Genomic DNA, 12864 nt, shown 5'->3' on the forward strand with positions numbered 1-12864 from the left:
AATGAACTTGCTGAATATTCTATCCGAAATCGGGAAGGCAGACGCCGACACGCCCGAACGTTATGACTTTTCCCGCCGGAAGCTGCTGAAAACCACAGCGGCAGCGGCCGTAATCACCCCGGCTTTCGTGGCGGCCACGATCAACAAGGCCTTCGGTGCCGACAAGACCGTTACCGACATCCTGAACTTCGCCCTGACGCTGGAGTACCTGGAAGCCGAGTTTTATAAGATGGCGCTCTCCATGCCGAACCTGATTCCGGCCGGCGACCGGGACCTGTTCACGTACATCGCGAAGCACGAAAAGGAACACGTGGAGTTCCTGAAAATGACGCTGGGACCGGACGCGATCGGGATGCCTCAGTTCGATTTTACCGCAGGCGGAAAATACCCGACGGCCTTTTCGTCCTACGACACCTTCCTGGTGCTTTCGCAGTCGTTCGAAGACCTGGGCGTGCGGGCGTACAAGGGACAGGCTCCGTTCCTGAAACCCTACAAGGAAATCCTGCTGGCCGCGTTGAAAATCCACTCCGTCGAAGCCCGCCATGCCGGCGAGGTCCGGCTGATCCGAGGTCTGCGGGTCTGGGCGTCCGAACAGGAAACCGGAGGGGCCCCGGCCGCCGTTTACATGGGAGAGAATAACTTCCTGACCGGAATTCCCGTCGACGTCATTCAGCTGGCCTCCAGCAAATACATTCAGCAGAACGGCGGTGCCCTTCACGAAAAGCTCCCCCGCGAGTCGTTCGACGAGCCGCTGACGAAGGAGCAGGTGCTGGCCATCGCCATGCCGTTCATTAAAGCCGTGAATCCCTGAGCATTCTCCCGCGATTCACCGCCGGTTCAACCCGTAAGGTGTACAGGCCTGTTGACCGGCCATGATACCAGAGCCAGCCGGCTTTGATTTCATCAATAGAATCCGCACAGCCCGGCTTCCCTGAAGCCGGGTTTTGTGTTTCCGGTCTCTTGGAGGCTATTTGGGAAAGTGCCTGAAGGCACTCGGCCACCATTGGTTGACTCTCGCTTTTCTACAAATCTCAGGTCGCTCTGCGACCCAACGGAGGGCATTTTCCTTATCCTGGTTTTATCCTCCCCGCCGGTTTCGTCACCCCGGCGGGGATGCCAAACCGCGGAAAGGTTAAACCACCAGAAAGGCGAAACCACAAGGTAGACAAAACCACCGAAAGGAAAACCACCGGAAAGCCGGCCCCCAAAGGCCGGCCTTCGGGGGCAGTAGTGCAGAGGTCGGACAGGCCCGGCGGCTTGGGAGGACGATGCCCCAATAGGGTCGCGGAGCGATCTGATGATTGTAGCCGCTGCCGGGCCCATGCCCGTGCCGCAGTGCCTTCAGGCACTTCCGTGCATAATTACTGCAACTCGCAATCCCTGGCCGTCAGATTATTAGGGAAGCTACAAAGCCAGCGCTTTAACAAAGCTTTCGAAATGCGCCCGCAGGCCCGCCCAGTCGCCGGCCCGGATGAGGTCGTTCCGGAACAGCGGGCTGCCGACGCCGACCCCGGCGGCTCCGGCCTTCCGAAAGGCGCCGAGGTTGTCGAGGGTAATGCCGCCCGTCGGCAGCAGCCGGACCTGGTCGAGGGGGGCTTTCACCTGGCGGAGGTAGTCCGGGCCCAGGGTGGCGGCCGGAAAAACTTTGACCATCGACGCCCCCAGACCCCAGGCCTGGTAGATTTCGGTGGGGGTGAACGCACCGGGAAACACCGGAATGCCGCGTTCCCGGCAGGCTTCGATCACCGGCGGGTGCAGGACCGGCGTCACGATGAACTGCGCCCCGGCCGCCAGGGCAACTTCCAGGTCGGACAGGGTACAGACCGTTCCGGCCCCGACGTTCAGCGAATCGCCGAACCGCTTCAGGGTGTCGCCGATCATCTCCCCAGCACCCGGGGTGTTCATGGTGATTTCGAGCGTCGTCAGGCCCGACTCCAGATAAACCGGCACGAGCTGCCGGACCAGCCCGGGCGGCAGGCTGCGAAGAATCCCGACGAGGGGAACCGCTTCGAACCGCGCCCAGGAAAATTTTGGTATGTTCATGATTCGAATGAAACGGCCGGGGTCCATTTTTCAAATACGGCCACCTGCCCGGCCACGGCCGCCTGCTCCATTACCTCCGCCGGAACGCAGTGGGCCGGAAATCCAAGTTCTTCGGCGGCCTCGCGGTAATAAGGAAAGACCGTACTGCCGCTGCACAGAACCAGCGGCTGCGGATGATGGGCCAGACCCTGTAACTCGGAGCCGATGAGCAGTCCGCTGAGGTACTCGTAGTTCGGCCCTTTGTCGGCCCGCTTCATCAACTGGTTCACCCGCACCGAAAACAGGGCGTTCAGCAGGCTGGCGGACGCTCCTTCCCGTACGCCCCTGCGGAACCAGACCCAATCGGGCGACTCCGGCCGGGATACCGAGTCGCCGAGGATACTGTGCTGCACGAGCAGGGCGAAGACCTCTCCCGTCATGAAGGTCTGAAAACCGGTCATCCGGCCGTCCGAGATCCGAATGTGCTTGGAGTGCGTACCGGGCAGGATCAGCAGGGCGTCGGCGGCCGGGTCGATGCCCTCGGGCTGAAGGGCATAGAGGCCGATCAGTTGGGTTTCCTCACCCCGCATCACGTCCTGCCCGCCGGAGACGCCCGAGATCACCAGCACCTCATGGGGCAGTTCCGCCGTCGGTTCCAGCCTACGGATTTCGGCCCCGCTGCCGTCCACGGCGAAGGGCAGTCCGGCATAGGGCAACTCGACCAGGCCGATGGAGGCCGAGGCCATCCCCGACAACACGACCGGAACCCCTTCGGCCGACTGCCCGGTTTCTTCACCCAGTCGCCGGATCTCATGGGCAAGTACCCGGCCGAAAACCGTCCGGCGGTCTTCGGAGCCGGCTTTCCAGGTTTGAAATGTGGCGGCAATGCCCTGACCGGAGCGTACTTCGTGCAGCACCTTTCGGGTGGCAGTTTCTACCCGGCGCAGCCGGAACGAGGAGGTTCCCCAGTCGCAGCACAAGAGCGTATCTTTCATAAAGAGAAGTTTTCAGGCAAGTAAAGCCGTCAGAATCGATGCGGCAAAGGTAGCTTCGGCAGAAGGTGAATTACAAAAATCAGGTTTCGGTAAATAAGCCCGCGTTATGACAAAACCATTGAAAAGTTGTACTCTATATGTATGGATATGAAAAATTATAAATACATTACCATCCCCAATCACAATTCTGTCTAAAACCCTCTTTTCATGAAGAAGTTCAACTCTCTACAAACCCTTGTCCTTAGTCTTATTTTACTGCTGACCGGGTATCGGACTCTGGCCGAAACCGTGGTAGCCGAACCGGGTACTTTCGAGATTGACGCCGGTCTGAAAGTGATCGTCTGCAACCGCATTCCAACGCTGACAACGGGCGGGAAAAACGTTATTATCACCTTCGATAAGGATTATACATTTACGACCCAGGTGACGGCCCTGGAGACAGGAAAGCTGTATACCGTCAGCAATAACGGAGCGCAATTCAAGCTTTATTTCACTTCGTTTCCGCTCATTCACATCAAAACTAACGGTAATACGCCGGTGAGCGAAGATGAAAACGTGCTGACGCGCGGCTCGGTTTCCATCGGCGACCCGGCCGGGGCACCCTTCACCTCACCGATGGGCGTCCGCATCCGGGGCAACATCTCCCGGTCCTTTCCTAAAAAGTCGTACAAGATCGAACTGTCGGAAGACGAAGCCGGGGAGGAAGCGCGGGATGCGGCCCTGCTGGGTTTTCGCGAAGACAGCGAATGGCTGCTGCTGGCGATGTATAACGAGCCCCTGCGAATCAACAACGCCACTTCCCATGCCCTGTGGCTCAAAACCCATACGCTGTATTACCAGAGCAAGGAACCCGAAGCCATCCCCGGTATCCGGACCCGCTACGTCGACGTGTTTGTCAACAATAGTTACATGGGCGTCTATGCCTTCACCGAGCAGGTGGATCGTAAACAACTGAAACTAAAGAAGACCGGTGACAACGGAGAGGTACGGGGAGAACTGTATAAGGCCGGCGCCATCGTGCCGGGAACCACCTTTACCAAACCCACTCCGACCTATAACCCGAATGCCGGTGAAGTCTGGGCCGGTTACGAAATTAAACTGCCGAAAGACCCCTATTACTGGCGCAACCTGAGCGACCTGATAAACTATCTGGTCAACTCGAAAGTGCTGGACTTTAAAGCCAACGTCTCCGGAAAATTACAACTGGATAACCTGATCGATTATTTCCTGTTCTTAAACGTCATCCGGGCGACGGATAACACCGGAAACAATCAGTATCTCGCCCGGTATAAAGAGGGCGAACCGTACATTTTTATCCCCTGGGATCTGGACGGAACCCTGGGGTACTGGCCCCAGGGTAAAAAGAATGTTTACCGGGATATCATCACCAACGGGCTGCTGGACCGCCTGCTGGCGATCGATCCGGAAAACTATAAAATCCGCATGAAAAAGCGGTGGTTTGCGCTCCGCCAGACCGTCTTTTCCACCGAAAGCCTGCTGGCGGATATGTCCGCCAATTACAACCTGCTGACGGCTGAAGGCGCTTACCTGCGTGAGGCCCTGAAATGGTCCGGGTCCATAACGCCCAACGATTTCGGGTACATGAAAACCTGGATGACCAACCGCGTCACCTACCTCGACCAGTATTTCTCGGCTTTTCCGGATGAAGGCAACCCCCTGGTTTCCGGCAATTTCGAGGGATATATGGACGGCGGTAACTGCAACACGCTCTGGGGCTGGGTCTGGGATAAGAATCAGCCCAACTTCAGCGTCGCGGTGGAAGTGCTGGACGGCAACACGGTCGTCGACGCCTACATGGCCGACATTCTGCGGCAGGATCTCCAGTCGGCCGGGAAAGGCAACGGGGTCCACGGCTTCAGCTTCCCCTTCCCTGAAAATCTGAAAGACAATCAGCCGCACAATCTGAGTCTCCGCATTCTGGGCACCAACTATGTGGTAAGGAATTCCGCCAAAAGCCTGACCTGCGCCGGCAGCGTTCCCCCCGGGAACCGAGCCCCGGTTCCTCCGGCCGCAACGCCCCTTTCCGCCACGATCAACCAGCCGTTCCAGGCCACGCTTCCGCCCTTCACCGACCCGGACAACGACCCGCTGACCTACAGCCTGGCCGGAACGCTGCCCTCCGGTCTTGACTTCGACCCCGGAAGCCGGGTGCTGAGCGGCACGCCCACCCAGACCGGTACCTACAGCCTCACTTATGCCGCCGGCGACGGGAAAGCCTCGGGCAGTGTGGTTCTGTCGCTGACGGTCGGAAATGGAGAGACGCCCCCGCCCGGCCCCGTTACCGGCAATTTCGAGGGCTACCTCGACGGGGCCGACTGCAACAGTTTCCGGGGCTGGATCTGGGACCGTAACAAACCCAATCTGAGCCTGCCCATCGAAATTCTGGACGGGAATACCGTGGTCGGAACGGCGACGGCCTCCAACTTCCGGCAGGACCTGAAGGATAAAGGGAAAGGCAACGGGATGCACGGCTACGTTTTTCTGACGCCCCCGGCCCTGAAAGACGGCAATCCGCACGCCATCAGCGTGCGGGTGACGGGAAGTTCCTTCATCCTGAAAGGCTCCCCCAAATCGATCACCTGCGCCCCGGCCGGGCGCCTGAGCGCCGGGGACACTGACCCGGATTCCGACCACTGGCTGGTGTGGCCCAACCCGACCGCGGGGTCGTTCGAACTGTCGTATGTAGGCCGGGAAGGCGTCCGCTCGGTGCTGCGGGTAGTCGACGCGGCCGGTCGCGTTCAGCTGGAAAAGCCGCTGCCGGGGCTGGGTCGACAGAAAACCCGCGTGAACCTTTCGGTAGCCTCCGGAAGCTACCGGGTTCTGCTTCAGCAGGGCGATACGGTACGAAGCCGGCCCATCGTCGTCGCCCGATAAGCCGCCCCCGAAAGCCGCCTATAAGTCCACCCCGGCCGCCCCGGTTACGCGGAGGTCGGGGTGCTGGGCGAACAGAATGACGGCGCCGGTGGAGGGGTCGAAACCTTCGGGCAGTTCGAACCGGAGGGTGCCGTTCGGAGCCGGATCGGGAAGGCTTTGCAGCCCCCGGACCACATTGCCGTGGCTGAGCCGCCGGCCTGCATTCTCCCCCCGCGTCACGGTGCTTTCGGCGGTTTTACTCACCAGAGCCGCCTGCAGGATGCCGCCCCGGAAGTCACCCTCCAAAGTATACGCAACGGCCAGCGTGCGACCCGAAACCGTCGGCTTCCGGAGGGTAATCTTCACGACGGCCGGCTTTGTCAGCACCTCGGAAAGCCGCTGGTCCAGGGCCTTCCGGTTCGAACCGACCAGTTCATAGGCCCCGTTCACCACCACCTGCGGGGTATAGAGGCCCCGCGCACCGAGCTGCCGGGCATACTGCCGCTGACGGTTCGAGTAGTCGCGGCTGCTGTAAGGGTCTTTCCAGCCGAGCCGGTCCCAGTAATCGACGTGAAACGAAAGGCCGTAGACCCTCCCCTCCCCGGCGGCCGGTTTCCGGAGGGTTTCGGTCAGCAGGCGGTCGGCCGGCGGGCAGCTCGAACAGCCTTCGGAGGTGAACAATTCGACAACGGCCACCGGCTCGAACCCCTTCGGGGGCAGGGCCGGTCCCGTACGGGTCAGGGCCAGGACGGCGCCGACCGCAATGACCGCGATACCGGCAATCAGCAGACCTTTTTTCATAGGCATCGGGTTTTACCAAACATTCTGAGGTCCTTTCGGGTACTAACGAATACCGGCCGGTTCCAGTACGGCTCCGGGCGGCCGCTTCTCTTTTCCAATAACCATTTCCCTGGCTATCTTTCCCGCAGAATCAGTCCGACTTATTTTCGTATGATGAAAGTTCTTGAAAAACAACGCCTTCAAAACCAGATTGCGCTGGTAACGGGCGCCAGCTCCGGCATTGGGTCCGGGGTCGCCAAAGCCCTGGCCGCCGACGGGGCCACGGTGGTCGTCAATTATGCCAGCAGCGCTTCCGGGGCCGAAAAGGTCGTAAAAGAAATCACCGACATGGGCGGCAAAGCCGTCGCCATCCGCGCCGACGTCAGCAAGGAGGACCAGGTGCTGGAGATGTACCGGCAGATCCTGGAACAGTTCGGCACGCTGCATATTCTGGTAAACAACGCCGGGTTGCAGAAAGATGCCGCCTTCGTCGACATGACGCTGGAGCAGTGGCAGTATGTGCTGGACGTCAACCTGACGGGGCAGTTTCTCTGCGCCCGCGAAGCCGCCCGGGAATTCATCCGGCGCGGGGTACAGCCCGAAATTTCGAAAGCCGCCGGTAAGATCATCTGCATGAGTTCGGTGCATGAACTGATTCCCTGGGCCGGCCACGCCAATTATGCGACCTCCAAGGGCGGAGTGATGCTGCTCATGAAAACCATCGCCCAGGAACTGGCCCCCCACAAAATCCGGGTGAACAGCATCGGCCCGGGGGCCATCAAGACGCCCATCAACCACGAGGCCTGGGAAACCCCCGAAGCCGCGGCCAAGCTCCTGACCCTCATCCCTTACAACCGCATCGGAGAACCGGCCGACATTGGTGAAGCGGCCGCCTGGCTGGCCTCCGACGAATCGGACTACGTTCACGGCATCACCCTGTTCGTCGACGGCGGCATGACGCTTTTCCCCGGTTTTACCGCCAACGGGTAAATCCGATACCGAGGTACTAACCTAACCTTCCACCGATGACTCCCGAACATACCCGCCTGACGGAAGCCAACGAAGGCCGGGCCGACTGGCGCCGGTTCGGGCCGTATCTTTCCGAGCGGCAGTGGGGAACCGTCCGCGAAGACTACAGCCCGACCGGAAACGCCTGGGCCTACATCCCCCACGATGCCGCCCGCAGCCGGGCCTACCGCTGGGGCGAGGAAGGCATCGGCGGCTTTTCCGACGACCGGCAGCGGCTTTGCTTCGCCCTCGCCCTCTGGAACGGCCGCGACCCCATCCTGAAGGAACGCCTGTTCGGGTTGTCGGGGCCGGAGGGCAACCACGGCGAGGACGTCAAGGAACTATATTATTACCTCGACGGCACCCCGACGCACTCGTACATGAAGATGCTGTACAAGTATCCGCAGCAGGAATTCCCGTATCAGCGGCTGGTGGACGAAAACCGGAACCGTACCCGGAAAGACCCGGAATTCGAACTGCTCGACACCGGTATCTTCGACGAAAACCGTTATTTCGACGTATTTCCGGAGTACGCCAAAGCCGGCCCCGACGACCTTCTCATCCGAATCACGGCCCATAACCGGGGAACCGAAGAAGCGGAACTGCACCTGCTGCCGACGCTCTGGTTCCGCAACACCTGGGCCTGGGGCTACGACGACGACCAGCCCCGCCTTACGGCCAGTGAAGGAGGCACGATTCTGGTCCGGCACCGGGACCTCGGCGACCTGACGTTCTATACCGAAAATGCGCCGGACCTGCTTTTCTGCGACAACGAAACGAACCGCGAGCGGCTGTTCGGCGCGGCTTCGGCGAGCCGGTTTCCGAAGGACGGCATCAACGACTTTGTGGTGGATGGCCGCCCGGAGGCCGTCAATCCCGACCGTTCGGGTACCAAAGCCGCGGCCCACTACCGGTTTCAAGTTCCCGCGGGTCAGGCGGTATCGGTCCGGCTCCGGCTGGCGGCTCCGGGCCTGGCCCGCCCGTTCGACGACTTCGACGCCTGCTTCGACCTCCGCATCCGGGAAGCCGACGCATTCTATGCCACCCTCCAGTCCGACACCCTGACGGAAGATGCCCGGCTGGTTCAGCGTCAGGCCTTTGCGGGAATGCTCTGGAGCAAGCAGTTTTATTATTACGACATTCCGCAGTGGCTGGACGGCGACCCGGCCCAGCCGACACCCCCACCCGGGCGAAAGACCGGCCGCAACAGCCGCTGGCGGCACCTGAACAACGCCGACATCCTCTCGATGCCCGACAAGTGGGAGTATCCGTGGTATGCGGCCTGGGACCTGGCCTTCCACTGCCTGCCGCTGGCGCTGCTCGACGCCAAATTTGCCAAAAACCAGCTGCTCCTGCTGACCAAGGAATGGTATATGCACCCGAACGGGCAGCTTCCGGCCTACGAATGGGAGTTCGGGGACGTAAACCCGCCGGTCCATGCCTGGGCCGCCTGGCGGGTGTATAAAATCGACCGGAAACACAACGGCCGGGGCGACCTCCGGTTTCTGGAGGAGGTCTACCACAAACTCCTGCTCAACTTTACGTGGTGGGTCAACCGGAAGGATACCGAGGGACTGAACATCTTCGAGGGTGGTTTTCTGGGGCTGGACAACATCGGCGTCTTCGACCGGAGCGCCCCGCTGCCGACGGGCGGCTACATCGAGCAGGCCGACGGCACGAGCTGGATGGCGATGTATTCGCTGAACCTGATGCGGATCGCGCTGGAACTGGGGCAGTATAACCCGGCCTACCAGAGCATGGCGACCAAGTTCTTCGAGCATTTTCTGTACATCGCCGGGGCGATGGCCAACGTGGGCAACCAGGGCATCAACCTCTGGGATGAGGAGGACGAGTTTTTCTACGACGTGCTGCACAGCCCGGATCACCACCGCATCCGGCTGAAAGTCCGGTCGATGGTGGGGCTGATTCCCCTGTTTGCGGTGGAGGTGCTGGACGAGGACCTGCTGGCGAACCAGCCGGAGTTTCTGGAACGGCTCAACTGGTTTCTGGAAAACCGCCCGGACCTCTCGAACCTCGTGTCGCGCTGGCAGGAACCGGGAAAGGGCGCGCGGCATCTGCTCTCGCTGCTGCGTGGTCACCGGATGAAGTGCCTGCTGCGCCGGATGCTCGACGAAGCCGAATTTCTATCGGATTACGGAGTGCGGGCGCTCTCCCGCTACCATCGGGACCACCCGTATGTGTTCCGTGCCGACGGTGCGACGTTTACGGTAGCCTACCAGCCGGCCGAGTCGGATTCGGCGCTGTTCGGGGGCAATTCCAACTGGCGCGGGCCGATCTGGTTTCCGGTCAACTACCTCCTGATCGAGTCCCTCCAGCGGTTCCACCACTATTATGGCGACGACTTTCGGGTCGAATACCCGACGGGGTCCGGCCAGTTTGCCACCCTCAGCGAGATCGCCCAGGCCCTGACCGCCCGGCTTGCGGGCCTGTTTCTGCGGGATGCAGACGGCCGAAGGGCGGTTTTCGGAGAAAATGAAAAATTACAGACCGATCCGCATTTTCGGGACTATATTTTGTTCTATGAGTACTTCCACGGCGACAACGGCCGGGGCATCGGGGCCGGCCATCAGACCGGCTGGACGGGGTTGATCGCCAAACTGCTGCAACCCCGCAATGCCGCCACGCAGGCGGTCCCGGAAACCCGGCTCGACGGGGTTCGGCAAATAACCCGGACGGTGCCGAAGGATCTATAGCTAATTAATAATGAAAGATATAACCGGCCGGGCCGATCTGGAGCAACTGATCGTGGCGTTTTATGAGAAGCTGTTCGCGGATGAGCAGATCGGCTTCATTTTTACGGAAGTGGCCCCGATCGATCCAGAAACGCATTTTCCGGTGCTGGTCGATTTCTGGGAAGGGGTGCTCCTGGGGCAGAACCGCTATCAGGGAAACGTCGTCCGGAAGCATATTGAACTGAACCGGCTGCACCCGCTTCAGGCCCATCATTTCGAAGTCTGGCTGGATCATTTCTGCCGGACCGTCGACGAGCTGTTCGAGGGGCCGGTGGCCGAAAATGCCAAAATGCGGGCCAGAAGCATCGCCGTGGTGCTGGAAACGAAGATTTATCACGTATCCAAAGCGTCGCCGGCAGGCTAAGGGGGTGGGTCAGGCGGCCCCGGCTTCGAGGGCCACGTCCCGTCGGGTGAATTTTTCGATGGTGCCGAACAGTTCCTCCGGATTAAACGGTTTGCTGACGAAATCATTCATGCCGACCATCATGGCCTTGTCCTTGATGTCCAGTTCGGCCGAGGCCGTCAGGGCGATGATGGGCAGCTGCCGGAACCGGTCTTCCTCCAGCCGGCGGATGACGATGGTGGCCTGATAGCCGTCCATCTGCGGCATCTGGAGATCCATCAGCACGAGATCATACGGCTTTTCCTGCACCTTCTGAACGGCCAGCAACCCGTTTTCAACCACGTCGCACTCCATCCCCCAGCGTTTGAAGAAGTATTTCGCCAGGGTGACGTTGACCTGGTTATCCTCGGCCATCAGCACGCGGACGCCCTGGAGGGAACGGCCGGGCGGCTGAAGGCTGACGGTTTTCGGCCGCACCTCCTTGCCGGTGCCGGGTTTGAGCCGCAGGTCGAAGAAAAAGGCCGAGCCTTTGCCGGGTGTGCTTTCCACCCGGATGTCGGTTCCCTGCATGTTCAGGAGTCGCCGGGTGATGGTCAGGCCCAGGCCCGTGCCGCCATACTGGCGGGTCGTGTCGGCGTTGGCCTGACCGAAACTTTCAAAGATATGACCCAGTTTGTCGGCCGGAATGCCGATGCCGGTATCGGTCACCCGGAAATGCAGCCTTATCTCCTCGCCGGTCTTTTTCAGTACTTTCGCCGACAGCACCACCTGGCCCACCGAGGTAAACTTGATGGCGTTGCTGACGAGATTGGTAATGATCTGGCCGATGCGGATGGGGTCGCCTTTCACGATCCGGGGCATTTGGCCGTCGATTATCAGGTTGAGCCCAATTCCTTTCTCCAGCGCTTTGGGAAGCATCGCCTGGCGAATATTGCCCAGCAATTCACTCAGGTTGAAATCGACCTCTTCCAGCACCAGCTTGCCGGCCTCGATCTTGTTGAAATCCAGAATGTCGTTGACCAGCCCCAGCAGGTTTTCCGAAGAGAACTTCAGGAGTCTGAGGTACTCGTGCTGATCTTCGCGGGGGTTCTGAAGCAGGATATTGGTAAACCCGACCACGGCGTTCAGCGGTGTCCGGATTTCGTGGCTCATGGTGGACAGGAACTGCGATTTGGCGCGGGTGGCCTTCTCGGCCTGCTCCTTGGCGCCGATCAGGCTTTCCTGCTGCTGCCGAAGCATTTCCTCCCGATTCTTATGCTCGGTGATATCCTGAAAGGCCCCGTATACCCGGACGCAGACCCCGTTCACGAAGTCGGCATTGCCCATGGCGCGGGTCCACCTTTCCCGGCCTTTGGCCGTAATGATCTGGAGTTCAAGGTCGTATGGAACACCGTGGTTGACGGCCGCTTCAAACGCGCTGATCAGCCGCGCCCGGTTTTCGCCCTCTTTGAAGAAATTGACGGCCGACTCGAAATCAGGTACATAATCCTCATCCACTTCATGGATTTCCCGGGTAACCGGGGTCCAGAACAGCCGGCGGGTCGGCAGGTCCACCTCCCAGCCGCCGACCCAGGCCATCTGGTTGGTTCGCTGGAGCAGGCGCTCCATCTTCTTCAGATTGATTTCGGCTTCCTTCTGTCGGGTAATGTCGATATGGCATCCCACCATCCGGACCGGATTGAACTGCTCATCCCACTCGATCACCCGACCCGAACAGATGACGTAAATCGTATGACCGTACCGGTGCCGGAACCGGACCTCCTGCTCGAACCGGGCCTGTCCGCGGGTTTCCACATGCCGCCGGAAATTCTGAGACAACAGAGGCAGATCATCTTCAATCATTAGGTTCTGCCAGGATTCTGGACGGTTTTCCATCTCATGATCCTCATACCCGAGCATGGCTTTGAAAGCCGGACTCAGATATTCGACGTTCGACGGAATGTGCCAATCCCAGTAGCCGGAAAGCGCATCCTCCAGTATGATTCTGTAAATTTCCTCCTGCATCCCTAGAATTGTCGTTGGGTCTCCGACCAGACGACCTGCTTCCCGTCAAGCTGCAAGAATCGTGCTGATTTCGTCTGATTATCCC

9 protein-coding genes are annotated in these 12864 nt (G+C 60.1%); 5 read left to right on the top strand and 4 right to left on the bottom strand.

The annotated features are described in order from the left end of the window. The first annotated feature begins 1 nt into the window (after window position 1). Window positions 2-811 (top strand): ferritin-like domain-containing protein, encoded by an 810-nt coding sequence (locus DX909_RS11550; RefSeq protein WP_128545326.1) that lies wholly within the window; start codon window positions 2-4, stop codon window positions 809-811. A gap of 593 nt (window positions 812-1404) precedes the next feature. On the opposite strand, the gene DX909_RS11555 is transcribed toward DX909_RS11550, so the two are convergent. Continuing rightward, entirely contained in the window at window positions 1405-2043 is a 639-nt protein-coding gene (locus DX909_RS11555) for a bifunctional 4-hydroxy-2-oxoglutarate aldolase/2-dehydro-3-deoxy-phosphogluconate aldolase (RefSeq protein ID WP_128545327.1), read from the bottom strand. Then, window positions 2040-3017: a 2-dehydro-3-deoxygalactonokinase gene (locus tag DX909_RS11560; RefSeq protein ID WP_128545328.1), complete on the bottom strand. Its 978-nt coding sequence runs from the start codon at window positions 3015-3017 to the stop codon at window positions 2040-2042. The genes DX909_RS11555 and DX909_RS11560 overlap by 4 nt, the downstream gene beginning before the upstream one ends. 207 nt (window positions 3018-3224) lie before the next feature. Between DX909_RS11560 and DX909_RS11565 the strand changes: the two genes are divergently transcribed. Then, window positions 3225-5912, top strand: coding sequence for a CotH kinase family protein (locus DX909_RS11565; protein WP_128545329.1), 2688 nt, complete (start codon window positions 3225-3227; stop codon window positions 5910-5912). Window positions 5913-5930: 18 nt separating this feature from the next. On the opposite strand, the gene DX909_RS11570 is transcribed toward DX909_RS11565, so the two are convergent. Then, window positions 5931-6692: a DUF1223 domain-containing protein gene (locus DX909_RS11570; RefSeq protein ID WP_164851265.1), complete on the bottom strand. Its 762-nt coding sequence runs from the start codon at window positions 6690-6692 to the stop codon at window positions 5931-5933. Window positions 6693-6842: 150 nt separating this feature from the next. Between DX909_RS11570 and DX909_RS11575 the strand changes: the two genes are divergently transcribed. The 3 genes from DX909_RS11575 to DX909_RS11585 are packed head-to-tail and all read left to right on the top strand — an operon-like array spanning window position 6843 to window position 10796. Beyond that, window positions 6843-7661 carry an SDR family oxidoreductase gene (locus tag DX909_RS11575; protein ID WP_229311018.1) on the top strand — a complete coding sequence of 273 codons (819 nt, stop codon included), beginning with the start codon at window positions 6843-6845 and terminating at the stop codon, window positions 7659-7661. A gap of 35 nt (window positions 7662-7696) precedes the next feature. Next, window positions 7697-10393: an MGH1-like glycoside hydrolase domain-containing protein gene (locus DX909_RS11580; RefSeq protein ID WP_229311019.1), complete on the top strand. Its 2697-nt coding sequence runs from the start codon at window positions 7697-7699 to the stop codon at window positions 10391-10393. A gap of 10 nt (window positions 10394-10403) precedes the next feature. Beyond that, entirely contained in the window at window positions 10404-10796 is a 393-nt protein-coding gene (locus DX909_RS11585; RefSeq protein ID WP_128545331.1) for a group III truncated hemoglobin, read from the top strand. Window positions 10797-10805: 9 nt separating this feature from the next. Here the strand turns inward: DX909_RS11585 and DX909_RS11590 are convergent, their stop codons facing one another. Beyond that, window positions 10806-12779, bottom strand: a complete 1974-nt coding sequence (locus DX909_RS11590; RefSeq protein ID WP_128545332.1) for a PAS domain-containing hybrid sensor histidine kinase/response regulator — start codon at window positions 12777-12779, stop codon at window positions 10806-10808. Window positions 12780-12864 lie beyond the last annotated feature (85 nt).

It is taken from the genome of Larkinella soli, assembly GCF_003703975.1.
Taxonomy (GTDB): domain Bacteria; phylum Bacteroidota; class Bacteroidia; order Cytophagales; family Spirosomataceae; genus Larkinella; species Larkinella soli.

Coding starts and splice junctions, on each gene's coding strand:
- DX909_RS11550 (WP_128545326.1), top strand. CDS start 2: ATGAACTTGCTGAATATTCTATCCGAAATCGGGAAGGCAGACGCCGAC.
- DX909_RS11555 (WP_128545327.1), bottom strand. CDS start 2,043: ATGAACATACCAAAATTTTCCTGGGCGCGGTTCGAAGCGGTTCCCCTC.
- DX909_RS11560 (WP_128545328.1), bottom strand. CDS start 3,017: ATGAAAGATACGCTCTTGTGCTGCGACTGGGGAACCTCCTCGTTCCGG.
- DX909_RS11565 (WP_128545329.1), top strand. CDS start 3,225: ATGAAGAAGTTCAACTCTCTACAAACCCTTGTCCTTAGTCTTATTTTA.
- DX909_RS11570 (WP_164851265.1), bottom strand. CDS start 6,692: ATGAAAAAAGGTCTGCTGATTGCCGGTATCGCGGTCATTGCGGTCGGC.
- DX909_RS11575 (WP_229311018.1), top strand. CDS start 6,843: ATGATGAAAGTTCTTGAAAAACAACGCCTTCAAAACCAGATTGCGCTG.
- DX909_RS11580 (WP_229311019.1), top strand. CDS start 7,697: ATGACTCCCGAACATACCCGCCTGACGGAAGCCAACGAAGGCCGGGCC.
- DX909_RS11585 (WP_128545331.1), top strand. CDS start 10,404: ATGAAAGATATAACCGGCCGGGCCGATCTGGAGCAACTGATCGTGGCG.
- DX909_RS11590 (WP_128545332.1), bottom strand. CDS start 12,779: ATGCAGGAGGAAATTTACAGAATCATACTGGAGGATGCGCTTTCCGGC.